At 27.6% G+C, this 21,214-nt stretch carries 20 protein-coding genes; 4 read left to right on the top strand and 16 right to left on the bottom strand.

Annotated features, from left to right (window positions below):
• Positions 1–99: 99 nt before the first annotated feature.
• The 9 genes from trpB to NG918_RS15965 all read right to left on the bottom strand — a co-directional run bounded on the left by trpB (position 100) and on the right by NG918_RS15965 (position 10,868).
• The gene (gene trpB, locus NG918_RS16005) at positions 100–1,317 is read right to left on the bottom strand and encodes a tryptophan synthase subunit beta (RefSeq protein WP_252227025.1); all 1,218 of its coding nucleotides are present in this window, start codon (positions 1,315–1,317) and stop codon (positions 100–102) included.
• A 79-nt stretch (positions 1,318–1,396) separates the two neighbouring features.
• Positions 1,397–2,938: a 3'-5' exonuclease gene (locus tag NG918_RS16000; protein ID WP_252227023.1), complete on the bottom strand. Its 1,542-nt coding sequence runs from the start codon at positions 2,936–2,938 to the stop codon at positions 1,397–1,399.
• Positions 2,939–3,187: 249 nt separating this feature from the next.
• Positions 3,188–3,526 carry a zinc ribbon domain-containing protein YjdM gene (locus tag NG918_RS15995; protein ID WP_252212163.1) on the bottom strand — a complete coding sequence of 113 codons (339 nt, stop codon included), beginning with the start codon at positions 3,524–3,526 and terminating at the stop codon, positions 3,188–3,190.
• Between the two features lie 303 nt (positions 3,527–3,829).
• A complete protein-coding gene (locus NG918_RS15990; protein WP_252212162.1) occupies positions 3,830–4,513 on the bottom strand; it encodes a Crp/Fnr family transcriptional regulator in 684 nt (227 codons plus the stop codon).
• 404 nt (positions 4,514–4,917) lie between these two features.
• The gene (locus NG918_RS15985) at positions 4,918–6,618 is read right to left on the bottom strand and encodes an FAD-dependent oxidoreductase (RefSeq protein WP_252227021.1); all 1,701 of its coding nucleotides are present in this window, start codon (positions 6,616–6,618) and stop codon (positions 4,918–4,920) included.
• An 83-nt stretch (positions 6,619–6,701) separates the two neighbouring features.
• Positions 6,702–7,022 (bottom strand): rhodanese-like domain-containing protein, encoded by a 321-nt coding sequence (locus tag NG918_RS15980; protein ID WP_252212160.1) that lies wholly within the window; start codon positions 7,020–7,022, stop codon positions 6,702–6,704.
• Between the two features lie 595 nt (positions 7,023–7,617).
• Positions 7,618–8,154, bottom strand: a complete 537-nt coding sequence (locus NG918_RS15975; protein WP_252212159.1) for a metalloprotease family protein — start codon at positions 8,152–8,154, stop codon at positions 7,618–7,620.
• A 17-nt stretch (positions 8,155–8,171) separates the two neighbouring features.
• Positions 8,172–9,251 (bottom strand): tetratricopeptide repeat protein, encoded by a 1,080-nt coding sequence (locus NG918_RS15970; protein WP_252212158.1) that lies wholly within the window; start codon positions 9,249–9,251, stop codon positions 8,172–8,174.
• A gap of 594 nt (positions 9,252–9,845) precedes the next feature.
• The gene (locus NG918_RS15965) at positions 9,846–10,868 is read right to left on the bottom strand and encodes a hypothetical protein (RefSeq protein WP_252212157.1); all 1,023 of its coding nucleotides are present in this window, start codon (positions 10,866–10,868) and stop codon (positions 9,846–9,848) included.
• 224 nt (positions 10,869–11,092) lie between these two features.
• Here NG918_RS15965 and NG918_RS15960 point away from each other — a divergent pair, with 224 nt between their 5' ends.
• Together NG918_RS15960 and NG918_RS15955 are read left to right on the top strand one after the other, a co-directional pair.
• Positions 11,093–11,458 carry a hypothetical protein gene (locus tag NG918_RS15960; RefSeq protein ID WP_252212156.1) on the top strand — a complete coding sequence of 122 codons (366 nt, stop codon included), beginning with the start codon at positions 11,093–11,095 and terminating at the stop codon, positions 11,456–11,458.
• A gap of 369 nt (positions 11,459–11,827) precedes the next feature.
• Positions 11,828–13,831 carry an oxidoreductase gene (locus NG918_RS15955; RefSeq protein WP_252212155.1) on the top strand — a complete coding sequence of 668 codons (2,004 nt, stop codon included), beginning with the start codon at positions 11,828–11,830 and terminating at the stop codon, positions 13,829–13,831.
• A 124-nt stretch (positions 13,832–13,955) separates the two neighbouring features.
• Here the strand turns inward: NG918_RS15955 and NG918_RS15950 are convergent, their stop codons facing one another.
• The 7 genes from NG918_RS15950 to NG918_RS15920 all read right to left on the bottom strand — a co-directional run bounded on the left by NG918_RS15950 (position 13,956) and on the right by NG918_RS15920 (position 18,882).
• Positions 13,956–14,528 carry a cytochrome b5 domain-containing protein gene (locus tag NG918_RS15950; RefSeq protein ID WP_252212154.1) on the bottom strand — a complete coding sequence of 191 codons (573 nt, stop codon included), beginning with the start codon at positions 14,526–14,528 and terminating at the stop codon, positions 13,956–13,958.
• Between the two features lie 44 nt (positions 14,529–14,572).
• Complete coding sequence (gene queC / locus NG918_RS15945) at positions 14,573–15,238, bottom strand: 7-cyano-7-deazaguanine synthase QueC (protein ID WP_252212153.1); 666 nt, start codon at positions 15,236–15,238, stop codon at positions 14,573–14,575.
• A gap of 148 nt (positions 15,239–15,386) precedes the next feature.
• The gene (gene folE / locus NG918_RS15940) at positions 15,387–15,974 is read right to left on the bottom strand and encodes a GTP cyclohydrolase I FolE (RefSeq protein WP_252212152.1); all 588 of its coding nucleotides are present in this window, start codon (positions 15,972–15,974) and stop codon (positions 15,387–15,389) included.
• A 1-nt stretch (position 15,975) separates the two neighbouring features.
• Complete coding sequence (gene queE, locus NG918_RS15935; RefSeq protein ID WP_252212151.1) at positions 15,976–16,641, bottom strand: putative 7-carboxy-7-deazaguanine synthase QueE; 666 nt, start codon at positions 16,639–16,641, stop codon at positions 15,976–15,978.
• Between the two features lies 1 nt (position 16,642).
• Entirely contained in the window at positions 16,643–17,074 is a 432-nt protein-coding gene (gene queD / locus NG918_RS15930) for a 6-carboxytetrahydropterin synthase QueD (protein WP_252212150.1), read from the bottom strand.
• A gap of 48 nt (positions 17,075–17,122) precedes the next feature.
• On the bottom strand, positions 17,123–17,884 hold the full coding sequence (locus tag NG918_RS15925) for an acyl-CoA dehydratase activase (RefSeq protein ID WP_252227015.1): 762 nt from the start codon (positions 17,882–17,884) through the stop codon (positions 17,123–17,125).
• Positions 17,881–18,882, bottom strand: a complete 1,002-nt coding sequence (locus NG918_RS15920; RefSeq protein ID WP_252212148.1) for a 2-hydroxyacyl-CoA dehydratase family protein — start codon at positions 18,880–18,882, stop codon at positions 17,881–17,883. The genes NG918_RS15925 and NG918_RS15920 overlap by 4 nt, the downstream gene beginning before the upstream one ends.
• Before the next feature lie 765 nt (positions 18,883–19,647).
• Between NG918_RS15920 and motA the strand changes: the two genes are divergently transcribed.
• Both motA and NG918_RS15910 read left to right on the top strand, forming a co-directional pair.
• On the top strand, positions 19,648–20,427 hold the full coding sequence (motA, locus tag NG918_RS15915) for a flagellar motor stator protein MotA (RefSeq protein WP_252212147.1): 780 nt from the start codon (positions 19,648–19,650) through the stop codon (positions 20,425–20,427).
• 23 nt (positions 20,428–20,450) lie between these two features.
• A complete protein-coding gene (locus tag NG918_RS15910; RefSeq protein ID WP_252212146.1) occupies positions 20,451–21,179 on the top strand; it encodes an OmpA/MotB family protein in 729 nt (242 codons plus the stop codon).
• Positions 21,180–21,214 lie beyond the last annotated feature (35 nt).

Raw genomic sequence — 21,214 nt, 5'->3', positions numbered from 1 at the left:
CATTTTATCCATCTTTCTGATGAGATTATATGTAATAAAAATTTAGTATATAAATTAAAAACCACTTAAATANNTATTTAAGTGGTTTTTAATTAAATCTTATTTTAAATATTGTTCTCCATATCCATAATGTTCAACAACATAATCAATATCTTTATCACCACGTCCACTTAAGCAAACTAAAATAGACCCTTGTTTCATTTCTTTAGCTTTTTTCATTGCATATGCAACAGCATGTGAACTTTCAATTGCTGGTATAATTCCTTCATATCTTGATAATTTAAAGAACGCTTCCATAGCCTCTTCATCATTTATAACTTTATAATCTACTCGTCCTAATTCTCTTAAAAATGCATGTTCAGGACCAACTGATGGATAATCAAGACCACTAGCTATAGAATATACTGGTGCCGGTTCACCATTTTTATCTTTTAGCATTATGCTTTCAAATCCATGCATAACGCCTTTTTCTCCATACTTCATAGAGGCAGCATGGTCTCCTAATTTTTCACCTCTACCTAATGGCTCTATTCCAATTATTTCAACTGGTTCCTCTAAAAAAGGTATAAACATTCCAGCAGCATTACTTCCCCCACCTACACAAGCTGTAACTACATCTGGTAAAAAACCTGTCATTTCCTTAAATTGATCTTTAGCTTCATAACCAACAACAGCTTGAAAATCTCTTACCATAAGTGGAAATGGATGTGGACCTAATGCTGATCCTATACAGTAAATTGAATCCTTATAATTTTTAGCATATGAATCAAAAGCAGAATCCACAGCTTCTTTTAAAGTTTTTAAACCATGTGTTACCGGAACAACTTTAGCTCCTAATATTTTCATCCTAGTTACATTTGGCGCTTGCTTTGCAATATCAACTTCTCCCATGTGAATTTCACATTCCAATCCAAAAAATGCAGCAGCTGTTGCAAGCGCCACACCATGTTGTCCTGCTCCTGTTTCTGCAATCAAACGCTTTTTCCCCATAAATTTAGCAAGTAATCCTTCACCCATACAATGATTTAATTTGTGTGCCCCTGTATGATTTAAATCTTCTCTTTTTAAATAAATTTGACAATTCCCTATTGCTCTAGATAGTCTTTCGCAATGATAAACTGGTGTAGGTCTACCTTGAAATTCTTTACGGATTCTTCTAAGTTCATTAATAAACTGTGAAGAATGACAAATCGTTTGATATGCATCAGCAATCTCCTCAAAAGCTGGAATTAGTTCAGCTGTTAAGTATGCCCCACCGTATTGACCAAAACGACCATTTTTATCTGGATACTTCTTTAAATATGTTCGAAAATCCATTTACAATCCCCCTTATATGCTTTAAGTTTAAATTTACCTATTTAAACATTTACATATAAAATTATACTATATATACTTTTTATTTACAATTTTCTCTCATATTACTATCTATATTCATTCTTAAGTATTTATCATCTATATCTCTAATAAATTTAGAAGGCATACCATGTGATGTTAAAAATAATTTTTCAGTAGCTCTTGTCATTCCAACATAAAGTAACTTTCTTTCTCTAAATTCTAGCATGTCCATATCCTCTTCTTCATTTTTAACTGGACATAGTGGCATTACTTTAGCATTTAGACCTGCAATTATAACAACTTTAAATTCAAGTCCTTTTACAGAGTGCATAGTTACAAGTTTTACCTCATCTTCTGAAAAGTTTATTTCATCATTATCATTAAAAATTGAACATGGTATATCATAAGCTTGTAAGCATTTCCTAAATTCTTTTAACTGTTTTTTTAATCTAGCAATTATTACTATATCTTTTAATTTATATCCTTCTTTGAGAGTTTCATTTATTAAATTTACTATATATATACATTCTTCAAATTTACTTTCAAAATTTTCATAGGTTGGATAATCACCTTGCTTGTCTATCAAATTAGGTTTAACTAAGTTGTCATTTTGTAGTAAATCTTTATGAATATCAATTAAACTGAATGCTGCCTCAGCTATTTGAGCCGTTGTTCTATAATTTTTACTTAATAAATTAGATTTACCAGTCATATCATATCCTAAGCTAGCAAATGAACGATTTTTTATTAACCAAGCTTGATGGTATATGCTTTGAGCTGCATCTGAAATAAATGTTATACTGGAATATGGTTTTTTATCATACAAAGTCTTTAAAAATTCCAATTCAACTCTAGTTAAATCTTGACTTTCATCTATTAAAATATGAGTATACTTTTCAATAGGATATTGTTTTGCTTGATTTAATGCTAATAGTGCCATATCTTGAAAATCAACTTTATTTATATTCTGTAAATTACTATTATATTTTAACAAGACCTCAAATATTGCTCTTCTCTTTTCTGAATTTTTTCTGAGTTTTTGAGGACCATCATTATTTATATTACTTATTCTTCCTATTCTATCAACCAACTGATATTCCTCAAGATCTATATAATTACATGCTTTTATCCACATAATCTCTTCTTTAATAAACTGAAGATACTTAGAATCTATGATTTTTACATCTTTATATATATTACCAATAAAATTTATAGCATTAATTAGTTCACATTTACATTCTTTACGCGAAGCAAGTTCTATATTTATATTATTCTGTTTTTTATATTCATTGAAATAATCAAAAAGTATATCGTCTATTCTTTTAATGTATAACTTCAAACTGTTGTCCTCATCAAATAGATTTACCTGAACATTAACCTTATCTTTGACTTTATCATATATATTTGATACATATTGTTTTAGTGATTTATTATAAGTTACCATAAGTACTTTGTCATCTTTAAGTGGACAATAATGTCTTAATAATAGTGGAATTTTATTTACTGCAACAGTAGTTTTCCCAGAACCTGCTACCCCTTTTATTAATGAATGACCATTTGGTTTATTTGCAATTATTCTTTTTTGTTCTATATTAAGTTGCATTTCTACCCCTCTTTATCTAATTATTTCTATTTTTTGGAAATTTCATATACTAATTGTACTATATTATGTAACGCTATGTAAAGTTTTGATTCACTGTGAATTGAAAGAAAAAATTATTTATATCTAAATATATTTTTCTACACAAAAATAACCCTGTTAAATAGATTTTATGGCAGCACTTTTACTGCATCTACTTAACAAGGATTATTTTATTATTAGGCTATGTTTTAAATTAGTTTTATGATAAAATTATATCTTTTTAACAAATTCAGACTTTAATTGCATAGCTCCAAATCCATCAATTTTACAATCAATATTATGATCTCCATCAACTAAACGTATATTTTTAACTTTTGTTCCTATCTTTATAGATGATGAGCTTCCCTTTACTTTAAGATCTTTAATTACTGTTACAGAATCACCATCATTTAATATATTTCCATTAGCATCTTTAACTAAAGTTTCTTCTGCAGCTTGTTTTTCTGATTCTAAAGTCCATTCATAAGAACATTCTGGGCAAATAAACAGATTTCCGTCTTCATAAGTATATTCTGAATTACACTTTGGACAATTTGGTAAAGTATTCATAAAATTCATTTCCTCCATTGTTTATTAATTTAATATATAAAAACCATTCTTATGCTGTTAACCTCATAAAAATAGTAATTCACATCTTTTTTTGTATTGTTTATTTTAAATATTAATAAAATTTCAAGTTATTATTTCTTTAGTAAACTTGCTCTCTAAATAGCAAAAATTTCTCACAGTTTTATATAATATCATAGTATTATTATATTGACAAATTATTTTAATTAATGCTTAAACAACCAATATTCTTTATATTTACCTAAAAACACTATTATAGCTTTAAAAAATGATATTTTCATACTCTTACTTTATAAATTCATTTAAATCCTTCAAAATAATTATTTTTCCTCGTTCTAAATTTACATATCCCATTTGTTCAAATTTCTTTAACTTTCTACTAACAACTTCTCTAGTAGAATCAATTTCAAAAGCAAGTTCTTTATGTGTGCTATAAACAATTTTGCTTTTCTTACTTATGAGTAGCTTTGCAATTCTAGTTTCTAATGAATCATGTCTCTTTTCTTCTTTCTTTTCTATGACAGTATTAAATTTACTATATATATCTTTATACATATATTTTAAAAACTCACTATCTTTAAATAGATGTTCTGTTACTATTTCAAACGGAATTATACATATTTTAGATTGTTGGAGTGCTTTTCCTATAATATTTAATGATTTAAAATTTAAAAGACAGCTTAATGCCTCATGACATAGTTCTCCCTTTTTAATATTAAAAAGATTTGTTTCTTCTCCATTTTCATTAATTCTCTGTATTTTTATTGTTCCATTTATAACAAATATGATCCCTTCACAGGTACAATTTCCAGATGATATATACTCATCAGCATTTAATGTTTTAAATTTTGCTTTTTTACTTATTATTTTATTATTTTCTTTGTCAATATACTCTAAAACTTTATAAATTTCATAAAATTCTTTTAAGTTCTTTTCTCTAACATTACTTGCAAAATTACTTTTTTCCATAATTCCTCCATCTAAAAATATATTATTTTAGCTTTATAATTTAAGTCGTTTTTAATATAATGCTCTTTATTACAATTATTTACTAGCATTATACTATTTAAAACAAAATTAAAAAAGATTATAAAACTATTTATTAATTAAAGATGCATTTAAGATTGCTGAACATTCTGATGGAAATGAACATAACTTAATAGCTAAACTTAGAACTTCTGAAAGTTATATTCCTGAACTTTCATTATTAGCAGAAATTGATGTAAACTTTAATAGGTAGTCTAATTTAAATTTAGACTACCTATTACTATATATTTTTAATTATGCCACACCATTATTCCTGCACTACGTTTGGAAATGGTACATTGCTAAAAAATCGCCGTCTCTAAAGTCGCCTAGGCGATTTTATTCTATTATTTAAAATTATATTCTGTAACAATACTATTTCTATTCATAGTCTTATCATTATAATACTCATAAAAAGATAGTCCTAAAAAGCTTCCTGTTATGTTATAAATATTAGTATATCCTAAATTTTGAAGTGCTAAAGTTGCATTATAACTTCTTTGTCCTGTTCTACAATGAAGGTATACTGGCTCATCTTTTGGTATTTCATTTACTCTTTCTCTAAGTTCACTTAATGGTATATTTTTTGAATTTTTTATATGGCCATTTTCATATTCTCTTCTTTCTCTAACATCTATTATTGCAGCATTATTTTCTACAAGTTCTCTAACCTTATCTATGTTAACTTGCTTAAAATCATTATTTAATAAATTAGATCCAACATATCCTGCATAATTAACAACATCTTTTGCTGTTGAAAATGGTGGTGCATAACATAATTCTAAATCTTTTAAATCTTCTACTGTTCCACCAAATTTTATTGCTGTAGCGATTATATCTATTCTTTTAGTAACATCTCCTTTACCTATAGCTTGAGAACCTAATATTTTTCCAGTTGGTACTTCATAAATCATTTTGAAATGTATTGGCGAAGAATCTGGCATTATTCCAACTTTGTCATTAAGAATTATATTCACTATATCATAATTTATGTTCATATTAAGTGCTTTTATTAATGATTCATTTAATCCTGTTGATGCTCCATTATAGTTAAATACCTTTATAGCTGATGATCCTATATACCCTTTATTTATTGTACTTTTATTGTTTATATTATCTGCTACACTCCTTGCTGCCTTTTGAGCTGGTCCAGCTAGTGATAATTTAGTCATAGAATGAGTAAGTGAATTATACACTTCAATTGCATCACCTACAGCATAAATATTTTCATCATTTGTTTTATAGTTTTTATCTACTTTTATTGCTCCTGTTTCTCCAAGTTCTATTCCAGCATCCTTAGCTAAAGTTACTTCTGGTACAACTCCTATTGTCATAATAACTGCACTTGCATTCACTTTTTTTCCTGATGACAAAACTATAATATCTTCTTCAAAACGCTCAACCTTATCTCCAACAATTAAATTTACACCATTATCATAAATTTCCTTATGAAGTATTTGTACCATATCATAATCAAAAGGTTTTAGAATTTGTTTAGTAGCTTCTATAAGTGATACATTATATTCTGCTTTTCTTAAATTTTCAGCGGCTTCTACCCCTATGTAACCACCACCAATTACAGCTACATCATTACTATTTATCTCCTTTAAATATCTATTTAATTTATCTATATCAACTACGTTTCTTATTGTAAAAACATTAACTTTTTCAATGCCAGGTATATTAGGTACTATTGGATGTGCTCCTGGAGATAAAATAAGTTTATCATAAGATTCTTTGTAAACTTCTCCACTCATTAAATCTTTGACATCTACAGTTTTATTTTTTCTATTAATTGAAATAACTTCATTATTTACTCTTGCTTTAATATTATATTGTGATATAAATTTTTCTGGACTCATTAAAACTAATCTATTAGGAGAATCTATTACTCCACTTAAATGATAAGGTAGTGCACAATTTGAAAAAGATACATGAGGTCCTTTTTCAAACATTATTATTTCATCTTCCTTACTATTTCTTCTAAGTCTTGCAGCTGCTGAGGCTCCTCCCGCAACTCCACCTACTATTAATATTTTCTTTTTCATAATATCATCCTCCTAATTATTATGTAACTTGATTTTTAACTTTACACTATAATATCAACACTGTTTTAAAACATTAACTTAAGTTACCTCTTTTTTGAGCCAACATAAGATCCTACCCCTCCAGAAACGTTAATAACATCATATCCCTGTTTTCTAAGACTACTACATGTTCTTGCACTTCTTCCACCTGATTGACACATTATGTAATATTCTTTATCTTTATTTAAATATTTATTAGGTTCATTTAAAAGGGTACCCATTGGAATATTTTTAGCAGATTTTATGCTTCCATTTTTATATTCATAATCTTCTCTAATATCAATAAGTTCAACTTTTCCTATTAAATCATCAATATCATTAACATTAATTACTTTTCCATTCTCTCTTTTTAAAAATCCAAACATATTCTTCCTCCTGTGTTTTATATTAATCTTTTATAAAAAATTTAAATATCTATTTCTTATACAAACTCATCTATAATTTATTAATTTCATTATAATTAACAGATATATTTTCTTCTGTGACTTTATCACTTAGCAATAAGTAAAAATAAAAAAATCTATCATGTATATGCTTTTTAGGTTACATTTTTTAATCTTTGGCTAAAATTATAATTTAAGTTATTTAAAGACTTCAGCGCTTTGTACTTTCTTAAATAATAAAAAATTCCTTTAGATATTTTGTGTATCTAAAGGAATTTTTATTAATCTTTTTTATGTGTCTTTTTACTATGTTTAACTCCACAATTATTAGCTTTCTTCTCCTTTTCTTGTTGGCTTGCACAAGAACAATCATGTTTTTCACTCATAATATTTATCGCTCCTAAAATAAATTTTTATTATAATTTTATACTACTATTTTGTTCAAGTTCTAAATATTTATTCTTTATTTTTAATTGTATTATTAAAAAACTCCCTTAGATATTTTATGTATCTAAAGGAGTTTTTATTTAATATTATTTGCTATTAATAATAATTTTAATTTATAGTATTCTTATAATTAAAATATTAGAACTAATATTTGGGGTAATAATATAGAAATTACTATTGCATATATTAGATCAAGCCAAACTATTGAACCATATGCACCAATATAAATTAGTCCAATCACTGGTGTTACTAAAATTTTAAATATTATAGACACTTCTTTATTCTTTAATATTGATTCAATCATATTTTCTGCATCAACTTTACTTGGAAATGCATGCATTAATATAGATATTCCAATCCATACTAAAAATAAATTTAACAAATTGTTATAATTTTTAAATTCAAATACTTCTATTGATACAGGCAACATAATAAACATTCCCAAAATGGTATTTATTAAAAATGGTCCTATTGAAACAAAAAAAGATTTTAATGGGTTATCTGCTGGTTCATGTACAACATAACCACAAGGATTTTTAAATTGAAAATATTTTACTTCATATACAGGAACCCTCATTAAACGGCAAAAAATTTGATGTGCTAATTCGTGTACAATAACACCTGGAAATGTTACTGCTGATATTAAAAAACCTGGTATAAAATACATAATCTAAATCCCCCTATTTATCCTAAATAATAATCATCAATAGTACTATTTCCATCTAAGAAATTCATTATATCATCATCAAATCCGTCTCCATTTGAAGTATATTCTTCTTTATATTTCTCAGCTTCATCGTCTTGTCCATTTGTTATAAGAGCAATAATTAAAGTTTCTAATACATAAGTTTCTTGTGGGTCTGCATCATAAGCTTTTTTAGCAAGATTTACTCCCTCTTGTTTATTCCCTTCAAGCATTTCTACTATAGCTAATCCCCTTAATGCACCTGCATTATCATTTTCTTTATTTAATACAGTATTAAACTTTTCTCTTGCACTATTAAAATCTTTTTCTCTACGTAAAATATTAGCTAATTGGATTTTACTATCAGTTATATTATTGTCTTCTTGAATAGATTTACTAAGATATTCTTTAGCTGCATTATTATCATTAGATGTAGATCCTAAATAATAATATAGTAATGATTTATTTTGACTCTTATCATTTAATAAAATTTTCAAATTATTTGATATTAGTTGGTTTTTTTCATTTGGACTAGCATTTTCATCTAAATTGCTTACAATATTTCCAAATGCATCATAAGTTTTATAATATGAATCAATATATTTTGTGTATTCAGTAATTAAAGTATATGTTGAGTTATCTGCTTCTTTTCCTGATAAATAAGTATCTATTATGTATCCTGCATAATTATATTTACCATTTTCCATGGCTATTTCAATAATTTTTACAGCGGTATCTAGCGAATCAGGATATTCTTCTAATACATTTTGTAAATTTTTTAATGTACTATTTACTTCTCCTTTTTTTGCATTATCTTCTGCCGCAGAATATATTTTATAACTATTAAATACTTTTGGAAATTTTAAAAATGAAATTCCTATAAGAATAATAAGTCCTATAGCAAGAATTGCAAAGATCTTTGGAATTGGATAATGAATTTGTTCTTCTCTACATGTATTGCATAATATTGAATTCTTACATTGTGAAGTGTCTGCATTAACTTGTCCGCATTTATGACATATGCTTCTTTGATAATTCTCTTCATAAATTGAATGTGTTTGTTCATTGTATTCTGTCATATTTAATTTCCCTCCTTTAATTGTACATATTTTGGCATAACATATGAGATTCTACATTATTTTTCAAAATATGTCAATTAAAAGAATTTATATAAAATTCTGTAGTTTTATATGAAATCGTGGTCATCTTGAAATTCCTAATAATAATTACTACATATTTTTATAAAAAAACTTCCTGCTGGTACATCTACTTTTTCTAATTTAATTTCACCATCTTCTTCTGATAATTCTTTAGCATATTTCATAGCTTCCAACTTTATTTATGTATATATCAACATTTGTTTAAATCATAATCAATTATTGTTATCCTTCGCTTATATTTATTATCGTAACTTTTTCTAAATAATTAACACATACTATATTAAAATGCATTAGCTTTATATAGTCATATTGAATCCTCATTTATATAACTTATATTTATAAGTAAAAAATTATACTTTATTAACACTAATATTTTTAAGCTATTAAAGAATCGGTTTTCTTACTTGTAAATAGAAAAAACCTATAAAATAGACGTTTTGTCTACTCTATAGGTTAATTTTATTATATTAACTTAAAATATTTATATTATTTCAAGACCTTAATTTATGATACTTAGCAATCACATTCAAAATTAAAAGAAGCATACTCAGCAAAAGTTTTTACTTTTAATGAAAGTGGATCACATAAATCAGTTTCAAATCCAAAACAGAACCTAAATGTATTCTCTACACAAGGTATCTCAGGTGTTGTTGATTCTGGCATACATGCTTCACAAACCTTAAATCTTAAAACATCTTCCTCCTCCTCATCACATACTAATACGCCTATAGCTACTTTTCTATTTTCACATGCAGTTACTGTTACATCAACTATTAATAATCTTCCTTGACATTTTAAGTTAGTAATTTCTATTGGAACATTTCTAGATTCTTCACAACCTACAAAGTTAGCATCAACAGCTTCGTTACAGCAACAATCACACTCAGAAGAACAATCAGTACTGTACCTAACTTGTGCTATTCCAAATCCAAGTGCCGGTGGTACTATAATTTCAATACGATCAAATGGAGTATCGCAACATGTTTTTGCAGCAAATAACCTTGCACCATTTGGAGAAGTAACTGTTCTAACTATATTTCCTACAAACTCATTTCCTGAATAAAATTCAACTGTAAGAGGAAATGTTCCAAAAAGATTAGCTTCCATTTCAAATCCAAAAATGCAAGATGGTTCAGATAAAGTTATAGTCATAGAATTTTGGAAGTTTGAAAATAGTACATCTGGAGTGGAATCTTCAGATAATGGAGGTGAAGACCAATTATTCCAACCTGAAGGTACATTAAGTTTTTGCATATTTGAACTAAAAGTAACTGTTTGGGTACCATCAGTTATAGAGTTTAAAAAGGTTCCTTGTGATATACCTGAAATATCTATTTTTTTTGTAGCTGCTGTATAAGCAGTATCAGGGTTATCAAAAGTAGTAAAACAATCTAAAGCAACTAAAGTAGTAGGTTGTTTTACATTTTTTGTTTCTTGATTCATATACTTATCAACTAAAGTTGGACTGTAGCAATAACTTATTTCTAAATTTCTAATTTCATCTATAGTATTTTCACAATTAATATTATCATTCATGATATCTTTCTCCTTTGAATAATTTAGATATTTTTCATCTTAATATATACTATTTTTTATATGACAAAATGTTATTTATTATTTAGATTATTCTAATATACTTACAATGTTACTTTTTAATTTTAAAATATATACGTTCTATTTATCGTCATTCCTTAAAGTCAATTTGTAACATTAATATTATTTTCGACATAAAATATAATATTATATGGAGGTGACTACTAGTGAAAACAAATGACTATGATATTCCAACTGAAGTAGAGCATATTGTATTTCCCAAATACTGTGATTGTCTAAATAAAAAAATCAACACCTCATTAGAGGACACTGGGAAATTATTATTAGTTAAAGTACACTTAAAAAATATTTTATGTGATAAAAATTTAGCTGTAGGAGTTTTAGTTTTTGAAGGACCTATCTTACGAGCATTTAAAGTAAAAGAAATTTACACTGGTAATTGTGATGGAATGTGTAAATATCGTGATATTAAAACCCCTACTTATTATTTTGTTTTTGCTGATAAAGAAGATTGCTCTAAAAAAGATTTTTCCATTAAAATTATAAAAAATTATACCAATATAAATAAGTGATAAAAATATTAAATTTATACAATATAGTTCTTTTATTAACTAAGTTCATTAATAGTTGTCATAGAAAATATTATTGATTGCATAATCATCACTAAAAAACTGTACTAAAATCTTAGTACAGCTTTTATATATTATTTAATTTAATTACAGTAAAAAATAAACTTTACTATAAATTAAACCTTAATAATATAGTTGGAAAATTTACTATATTATTAAGGTTTGAATACTTTTACAACATATATTAAGGTATTATGTATTTCTTCTTTAAGGCTATATATTACAATATTTGGTTATTCTATGTTGACGTTTTCATTGCATTAGACTATACTGAATATATTTGGTAAATTTTTTCAAATGGGAGGTTGTTTTATGGACACTAAATATTCAAATTTATTTGAACCAATAAAAATTGGTAATATAGAAATTAAAAACAGATTTGTAATGGCCCCTATGGGACCTGCTGGATTATGCTCAGAAGATGGTAGTTTTAATGAACAGGGAATAGAGTATTATGTTGAAAGAGCAAAAGGTGGTACTGGTTTAATAATAACTGGTATTACTTATGTTGAAAATGAAATTGAAAAATGTACTATGCCTTCTATGCCTTGTCCAACTATTAATCCTGGAAATTTTATAAAAACAGCAAAAGTACTTACAGAAAGAGTTCATGCATACAATTCAAAGATATTTTTACAATTAACTATGGGTTTTGGTCGTGTTAGTATCCCTAGCATGGTTGGTGGCGTTCAACCAATAGCACCATCTGCTATACCTCATAAATGGGTACCTGATATAAAATGTAGAGAACTTACAATAGAAGAAATTGAAACTTATATAAAAAGATTTGGTGAATCAGCTGCTATAGCAAAAGAGGCTGGATTCGATGGAATCGAAGTCCATGCTGTTCATGAAGGATATCTTCTTGATCAATTTACTATTGCATTGTTTAATAAAAGAACAGATAAATATGGTGGAAGCTTACAAAACAGATTAAGATTACCTATAGAAATTCTTAAATCAATAAAAAATGCTTGTGGAGAAGATTACCCAGTATCTCTTCGTTATAGTGTTAAAAGTTATGTAAAAGGCTTAAATGATGGCGCCTTACCTGGAGAAGACTTTGACGAAAAAGGTCGTGATCTTAAAGAAGGTCTTGAAGTTGCTAAAATACTAGAAGAGGCCGGATACGATGCATTTAATTCTGATGCTGGTACTTATGATTCATGGTATTGGAATCACCCTCCTATGTATTTTAAAAAGGGAATGTATCTTTCATTAAATGAAAAGTTAAAACAAGTGCTTAAAGTTCCTGTTATTACTGCTGGAAGAATGGACAATCCTGATCTAGCAAGTGATGCTATTGCTACTGGCAAAACAGATATGATTGCTTTAGGAAGACCACTTTTAGCAGATGCATATATTCCTAGAAAAATTAAAGAAGAAAAAATTAAAAATATTCGTCCATGTTTATCTTGTCATGATGGATGCATGGGAAGATTAGCTACTGGTGGCGGAATTTCTTGTGCTGTAAATCCATCTACAGGTAGAGAAAAGGACTTTGAATTGCACACAGTTAAAGAAATCAAAAATGTAATGGTTGTAGGCGGTGGTGTTGCTGGATGCGAAGTTGCAAGAGTTTGTGCTATCAGAGGCCATAAAGTTTCTTTATATGAAAAAACAGATAAATTAGGTGGAAATATTATACCAGGAGGAGTTCCTGATTTTAAAGAAGATGACAGAGCTCTTGTAAAATGGTATGAAAATGAATTAAAAGAAAATAACATCGATATTCATTTTAATATTGCAGTTACAAAAGATTTAACTGATAAATTAAATCCAGATGTAATTATTGTGGCTACAGGTTCAACACCTAAAATATTAAATTTAGAAGGAAATAAAAATAAAGTTTATACTGCTCAAGATGTACTTTTAGGAAATAAAACTCCTGGAAATTCAACTGTTATTCTTGGTGGTGGTTTAGTAGGTTGTGAAACAGCACTTTGGCTTGTAAAACAGGGTAAGAAGGTTACTATAGTTGAAGCTCTTGATGATATATTAGCTTCTGGTCCTGAAATATGTCATGCAAATAGCCAAATGCTAAGAGATTTATTAGCTTTTTATAAAGTTGATATTAAAACAAAATCTATCTTATCTAAAGTAGCTGATGACGGTGCTATAATAATAGAAGATGATAAAGAAGTGACAATTCCTGCTGATTCTGTAATTTTATCTGTTGGTTATAATTCTGAAAAATCACTATATAATGAATTAAAATTTAATGATAAAGAAGTGTACCTATTAGGAGATGCAAGAGAAGTTAGAAATATTCTGACTGCCATTTGGGATGCTTTTGAGGTAGGTAGAAATATATAAAATTTAATATTGCTTTAATGATGTAGAGCTTATATTTTTTTACAAAGTTCAACATTCAATTAAAACATAGTAAATAAAAAAAGTGACTATCTAACAANNTTGTTAGATAGTCACTTTTTAATCTCTAATAAAATCTGTTCATCTTACTCATTGCCAATAACTTTGATACTCCTGTCTTTTCCCATTCTTCAACCTGTTCAATAGCTTCTTGAGGAGTTTTTCCTAATCCTACAAGTACACCTGATAAAATAAATTCCTGATATAAATGTTCTGGATTAATTCCTGCCTTAGCTTCTTCCAATGCACGATTAACTAATGGGGTAATATATTTAACCCAATCATCAGGAGTAAAGTTAGATTTGTTTTGCATTTCACTTCTGTTCATAGTTACAGTATTCATTCTATTATTTGCTTTAAGTATCCCAACTTTAGATAGGGTACTTAAAAATTTAGGTACTCCATGACACGATTTGAATTGTTCTGTTAAATCTTTACCTGCTGTAAGTCCAAAATGTGTTCCGTTAGCCCAAACTGCTTTTTCGCTTAAATCATAAACTATACCTTCTATGGCCACATAAGCAGGTTTTCCGTTACTTCCATCATATTGTGCTAATTCTTCTAATGTAAATTCTCTTTGTTCTCTATAATTATCTCCTATAAGTTCTCTAATAGTTTTGACATCAAAATATATAGACATATCTACCTCGCAAATATTTTTCTCTATATTAGTATAGTTTAAAACTAGTAAATGTTTAAATATTCTTTTTTAAATTCTAAATATCCATTTTTTCTCAATTTACAAGCTGGACATTTTCCACAACCATTACCTATTACTCCATTGTAACAAGTTAAAGTTTCTTCTTTAACGATATTAAGCACACCTAAATCATCAGCCATTTTCCAAGTTTCTGCTTTATTAATCCACATTAATGGTGTAAGGATTTCAAACTGATAATCCATAGCTAAATTCAGTGTAACATTTAAAGATTTTATAAATACATCTCTGCAATCTGGATATCCGCTAAAATCACTTTGAGATACGCCTGCTATAATAGTATTTACTCCTCTTTGCTTTGCGAATACTGCAACAAAAGTTAAAAATAACATATTTCTGCCATCTACAAATGAGTTAGGAACCCCTTCCTTAGGTGCATCTTTATCGACATTTATATCTTGTCTAGTTAGTGAATTAGGTGCTAGTTGATTTAATAAATTTAAATCTAAAATATGGTGTTCTACATCATATTTTTTACATATATCTCTTGCACATTCTAATTCTAACTTATGTTTTTGATTATAATCAAAAGAAACTGCTATAACTTCTTTAAACCTCCTTTTTGCCCAAAATAAGCAAGTTGTGCTATCTTGCCCACCACTAAATACTACTATTGCTTTTTCTTTATTCATTTATAGTACACCGTCCTTTTAATATGTATATATATTCTTATTGTCTATCCCATAGCTAGTATCTGTAATTTCATAACAGCTACACACTCATGGATAACGGTTTCTAAGCCTCAGAATAGGTTTAAAAATCCATATGAGGCTAAAAACCTTATTTATAAAGCATCATTAATTTGTTATTTAAAATTGGGTCAGTATTAAATCTTCCTCTTAGAGTAGTTGATATTGTTCTAGCACCTGGCTTTTGTATTCCTCTAGTAGTCATACAACCATGTTCTCCTTGTATAATAACTGCTACATCTTCTGATTCAGTTACTTTTTGCAATACTTCAGCTATATCTGTTCCTATTCTTTCTTGAAGCTGCAATCTACGTCCTACCATATCAGCTATTCTAGCTATTTTACTTAATCCAATAACCTTTTTATTAGGTATATATGCTATTGCAACTTTCATGTTATACATAAGTGCCAAATGATGTTCACAATGACTAAATATTTCTATGTCTTTCATAAAAACTATATCATTATTATTTTCTTTTATTAATAAATCATCTTCAAAAGTAGTATTAAACATACCTGCAATTTGATCATTACTGTAACACATTCCTTGAAAGATTTCTTCGTACATTTTAGCTACACGTTTAGGAGTATCCTTTAATCCTTCTCTGTCAGGATTATCACATAAAGCTATTAAAATTCCCCTTATATGTTCTTCAATTGCTTTTATATCGATTTCCATATTATACACCCCTCTTGCTTGGTTCCCATATAACCTTATGAAGTTGTATTTGTAAATTAACTTTATTCATATTATTTTCTTTCATAAATTCTACTATATCATCCATATTAATTTCCCTAAATACAGGACTAATATATACACTAGTTTTATCCACAAGGTTATAAGTATCTATTATGTATTTCGCTTTTTTTAAATCTTCAATGCTACCTGATACAAATTTCACTGTATCTTTATTAGTTAAATATTTAAAATTCTCTAATTCCATTTTACCTTCCATATTACTTGAAGGAAGTTTATAATCCATAGTAAAACTTGGAGGATTTTCCATAGTTAAAAACTGATCTATCAATACACTTCCATTAGTTTCTATTTCAACATAAAGTTCATTATCTTTTAATAATAGTTCTAATAGCTCTATTATTCCTTCTTGAAGAAGAGGTTCTCCTCCAGTTAAAGTTATGTTTCTAACTTTTGTTGATTTAATATATTCATATATATCATTAGAAGACATTAACTTATAAGAAACATTTTTTTCATTTGCCCAAATTGTATCACAATAGCTACAATTTAAATTACATCCTGCAAATCTTATAAATACTGCTAATTGCCCACAAAGGCGGCCTTCTCCATTAATGCTAACAAACTTTTCAACTACTTTAAAATTCACTTTAACACCCCTCACTTTCTTCATATACAGCACTATTGGTAGGAGTCTCATAAACTGTAGCTCTTTTTACGTTATATCCCTTGTTTTTCATTGTTTTAAAGAAAAATGCTGCAAAGTTTTCAGCTGTTGGCCTAAAATTAACGTCTATTACTTTAAATCCATCTTGTTTTATACAGTTTAATGTTTCTTTCCTCATAGTCCCTTCTTCTATAATCAATGCATGATCATAATAATCTACCATATCTTTAACATCTTTCTTTAAATCCCCAAAGTCTATTAACATACCATCAAGTTGCCCACCTTTTACTAAGGTTTCTGATTGTATTTCAATTTCAACCTTCCATCTATGTCCATGAATATTTCCACATTTTCCTTTATATCTAGCAAGAAAATGGGCACTATCAAAACTATGTTCTGCTTTTAAAATATACATAATTATTTCCTCCAATAACCTATTGAATATTTCTTCAAATCTATGTTTTTAACATAGCACCTTACTCCCATAATAGCAGCATCCAATTGCTCCATTAAATTGTGGCTGTTTTACTTCTACTACTTCTTCATAATCATTTTTTAGATATTTTTTTATTGAAGTATTGGTTGCAACACCACCAGTTATAATTAATTTTTTTCCTTTAAATTTACTTAAAAGAGGGCATAGTCTTTTATAAAGAGAATAATTAACTCCTGCACATAATCTTTCTATACTTACACCTTCCGCTATTTTTCCAATTAACTCTGATTCAGAAAATACTGCACAAGTTGAATTTAGATCAATGGGATTTTCTGAGTGTTTACTCATTTCATCAATAGATATTTCAAGCACATTAGCCATATTTTCTAAGTATCTTCCACAAGAGGCAGCACATTTTTCATTAAGTTCTAAATCTTCAATAATGCCTTTCTCTACTTTTATCACTTTAACATCCTGACCGCCTATATCTAAAAGTATAAAATCTTTTAATTCAGTTTGATAAATTGCTCCATAAATATGAGCTTTTAATTCATTTATAGGAGTAAAAAGTTTTAAATCCGTATTATTTTTTCCATAGCCTGTTGAAACAGCTTTATCAATTGGTCTTATATTAAGCTTTTCTAAATCTACTATTATCCTACCATCAAAACTGCAATAATCTCTATAAAAGCTCATGGTACTTATCTTTTTCATTTCTATTATCTTATTGTCATCCATTAAAGCAATTTTAACTTCCCTACTTCCAAGATCTATTCCTAATATTCTCATTCTTTAATCTCCTTTAAATCCAATAGCATATCAAGAAAAGCTTCTAATCTAAGTTTTGTTCTTGCATCTAATGTATTTAATTTATCGCCTTCAATATTCAATATTGGAATATCTAATTGCTTTTTTAAGACTATATCCTCAACTGCTCTATGACAAAAAGCTTGAGTGTAATGAATTATTCCATCTAATTTTCTATCTCTAATTTGCTTTTTTAATTCCATAATTCTAAATTCAGTGTTATAAGGATAAGTGTAATCATAATATTGCTCAAATATACTTACTGCTTTATCTACTCTAGGAAAAGCAAATTCTCTTTGCACTTCATTATATACAAAATGAGCATTTAAATTTTCAACAAATTCATATATATCACTAGTCATAGGTGGAACACCTATATATCCTAATCTTAGTTTTTTATTTAGTTGTTCTCTTTTCTTTATATCGTCAATAACTTTTTTTAAATCTGCTTTAAAAACATTTAAGTCTCCATTAAAATCACTTAAACTTACTTGATATAAATGATTTTCAAATCCACTAGCTTTATTATGTATATATGTTAATTCATCAATTTGTTTTGATAATTGCCTAATTTCATTTAGTCTTTTTCTAACTATTTCAATTTCTTCAAGACTTACATTAAAGATAGTCATAAACTTTCTTATTTCATTTTCTATATCTTCTATTTTATGACTATGTGGAAATGAAAATGGATAAACCTTAATTCCTTTTAATTCAAGTACCTCAATAAGAACTTTAGTATTAGAACAGTCTCCTTCCATAACTCCAACTATTTCTTTAATATCATTTTCTATACATGCGCCATAAATTCCCTTTATCCAAGCGCATAAACTTTTAGGAAACCCATCTATTTCTGCTATATCTATGTATTTTGAATAATCAGTAGAGGTTATAAAAATGTTATTTAAATCTACAGGTGTATATCCTGCTGCAATAAGAACCTCTACTGGAACTGTTGTTGTTAACCCTATTTTTTTCATAATCAAGACCTCCTTACATATTGATAAAGGGCATAAACTATATAATTATTCTGTCCAACTTTACTTATACATATATCAACATTCTACTAAAAAATAGGCTACTAATTAATTTTTTTGCAAATAAAAAAGGGCAAAAACCGCCCTTAAACAAAAAAACTACCTATACGGGTAGTTACGCCCTAGTTTTGTTTATAGACAGGATGGTTACACGAACTGTCTTTATTATTTAATATGTGTACAGTTTACTATATGCTCTTTAGTAAGTCAAATTTAATTAAAAAACATAATATTAATATATGATTAATATTATTTCTTAATCCTTATATATCAACACTCTAATAATCCAATATTTTTTATTACTAAAAATTTTTTTGTTGCATCATTTAATCACTTTTACATTCTCCCTTTATTGGCATATATTCTAATAAACTTTTTATATAATATCTATTAAAAAATATAGTATTTAATAATAATGTGAAATTTTGTCCAAATACTTTTAAAATATACTTTTAGCTTTTTAAATATTGTGATATTATAACTTTATAAAAATTTTATAATAAGATGTAATAAACTAATAAAAAAATAAGTTAATTTATATGTAATTTTAATACATATGCCGCTCTTAATCTTAATACATATATGTATTATATTACCAATATATAGATTGCTTTTTATAATATATAAGTCTTATTTAGAAATACATATAATTTGTTTTTCTATATTTATTTTACATAATTTAAAACATATATTCCGGGGGGAATAAACATGGATATTTTTTTGATTATAGGTGTTATTACAGGTCTTCTTGCAGTAGTTGTAGGGATGATTGTAAAAGGTGCGAATGTTGCAGTATTATTAAATCCTGCTGCAGCTATTATAATTCTTATTGGTACTACTGCTGCAGTAATGAACTCTTTTCCGAAAAAAGAGTTTCTTTCAATTCCTAAAATTATGGGTGTTCTTTTTAAAGAAAGAAAAGGTGAAGATCCAGTTTCAATTATAAAACAACTTGTTGAAATATCGCAATTAACTAGAAAAAATGGATTATTATCGCTTGAAGGTACAGTACAAAAAATGGAAAACAAATTTATGAAAAAAGGTTTAGAAATGGTAGTGGATGGTTTAGACTCAGAAGTAATAAGAGATACTTTGGAAATGGAGATTGAGAGCACAGAAGAAAGACATCGTAATGGTGCTGCTATTTTTACAGCAGCAGGTGGTGCTGCACCAACACTTGGAGTTTTAGGAGCAGTTGTTGGTTTAATTGGTGCTCTTGGAAACTTAAATGATACTGAAAAATTGGGTCACATGATAGCGGGAGCATTCGTTGCAACGCTTTATGGTATTTTCGTTGGTTACGTAGTTTGTCATCCTTTTGCCTCTAGACTAAAAAGAAAATCTCATGAAGAAATAAGTAATATGTATATTATATTTGAAGGGGTTTTAGCTATTCAATCAAGCGCAAATCCAAAGAGTATTGAAAGAAAACTAGTTGGTATGTTACCACCAAAAGATAGAGCTGAAATTGAGAGAATGAATAATTAAACTTAAATCAAAGGAGAATAAGGATGAAAAAGAAAAAAGAACATCATGAAGAACATGTTGACGAAACATGGCTTATTCCGTATGCAGATATGCTAACACTTTTATTAGCTCTCTTTATTGTTATGTTTGCTATGAGTAAAGTAGATAACCAAAAGCTACAACAAGCTAGTGAACAATTCAGCGTTATTTTTTCAGGTACTAACAGTGCAATGAAAGGCGGAAACCCCGCTATGTCTACGGAGGAAGCTAGTATATCAGAGTCTAATAATTCTACAATTGAAGACGGAAAAATGAATGAAGTAAAGCAAATGTTAGAGAAAGAAATTAGTCAACAAGGATATTCTGATAAAGTTAAGGTTGATCTTAATGAAGGTGGATTAGAAGTTTCAATACAGGATGTTATACTTTTTAATTCAGGTGATGCAGATGTGTTAAAAAATGTACATCCATTACTTTTAAAAATTTCTGGCATGCTTCAGGGTCTAGATAATGATATTAAAATTGTAGGACATACAGACAATGTTCCAATTAATAATACTAACTTCCGTTCTAATTGGGATTTAAGTGCAATACGTGCTATAAATGTAATGAATTTTATGGTTGGTTCAGGAGGCATTAAACAAGAAAAAATATCAATTCAAGCTTATGGTGATCAAAAACCTAAATTTGATAATTCTACAGATGAAGGTAAAGCTAAAAATCGAAGAGTGGAAATTTTTGTAGGTCGTAAGTACCCAGCAGAAAAGAAATAATAAAAATCAACCATATAAAAACAAGGAAGAACACT

The organism is Clostridium sp. ZBS2, assembly GCF_023845855.1.
Lineage (GTDB): Bacteria > Bacillota > Clostridia > Clostridiales > Clostridiaceae > Clostridium > Clostridium aquiflavi.
This window is presented reverse-complemented; position numbering and strand designations above follow the sequence as displayed.

Coding starts and splice junctions, on each gene's coding strand:
- trpB (WP_252227025.1), bottom strand. CDS start 1,317: ATGGATTTTCGAACATATTTAAAGAAGTATCCAGATAAAAATGGTCGT.
- NG918_RS16000 (WP_252227023.1), bottom strand. CDS start 2,938: ATGCAACTTAATATAGAACAAAAAAGAATAATTGCAAATAAACCAAAT.
- NG918_RS15995 (WP_252212163.1), bottom strand. CDS start 3,526: ATGAATACTTTACCAAATTGTCCAAAGTGTAATTCAGAATATACTTAT.
- NG918_RS15990 (WP_252212162.1), bottom strand. CDS start 4,513: ATGGAAAAAAGTAATTTTGCAAGTAATGTTAGAGAAAAGAACTTAAAA.
- NG918_RS15985 (WP_252227021.1), bottom strand. CDS start 6,618: ATGAAAAAGAAAATATTAATAGTAGGTGGAGTTGCGGGAGGAGCCTCA.
- NG918_RS15980 (WP_252212160.1), bottom strand. CDS start 7,022: ATGTTTGGATTTTTAAAAAGAGAGAATGGAAAAGTAATTAATGTTAAT.
- NG918_RS15975 (WP_252212159.1), bottom strand. CDS start 8,154: ATGTATTTTATACCAGGTTTTTTAATATCAGCAGTAACATTTCCAGGT.
- NG918_RS15970 (WP_252212158.1), bottom strand. CDS start 9,251: ATGACAGAATACAATGAACAAACACATTCAATTTATGAAGAGAATTAT.
- NG918_RS15965 (WP_252212157.1), bottom strand. CDS start 10,868: ATGAATGATAATATTAATTGTGAAAATACTATAGATGAAATTAGAAAT.
- NG918_RS15955 (WP_252212155.1), top strand. CDS start 11,828: ATGGACACTAAATATTCAAATTTATTTGAACCAATAAAAATTGGTAAT.
- NG918_RS15950 (WP_252212154.1), bottom strand. CDS start 14,528: ATGTCTATATATTTTGATGTCAAAACTATTAGAGAACTTATAGGAGAT.
- queC (WP_252212153.1), bottom strand. CDS start 15,238: ATGAATAAAGAAAAAGCAATAGTAGTATTTAGTGGTGGGCAAGATAGC.
- folE (WP_252212152.1), bottom strand. CDS start 15,974: ATGGAAATCGATATAAAAGCAATTGAAGAACATATAAGGGGAATTTTA.
- queD (WP_252212150.1), bottom strand. CDS start 17,074: ATGTATATTTTAAAAGCAGAACATAGTTTTGATAGTGCCCATTTTCTT.
- NG918_RS15925 (WP_252227015.1), bottom strand. CDS start 17,884: ATGAGAATATTAGGAATAGATCTTGGAAGTAGGGAAGTTAAAATTGCT.
- NG918_RS15920 (WP_252212148.1), bottom strand. CDS start 18,882: ATGAAAAAAATAGGGTTAACAACAACAGTTCCAGTAGAGGTTCTTATT.
- motA (WP_252212147.1), top strand. CDS start 19,648: ATGGATATTTTTTTGATTATAGGTGTTATTACAGGTCTTCTTGCAGTA.
- NG918_RS15910 (WP_252212146.1), top strand. CDS start 20,451: ATGAAAAAGAAAAAAGAACATCATGAAGAACATGTTGACGAAACATGG.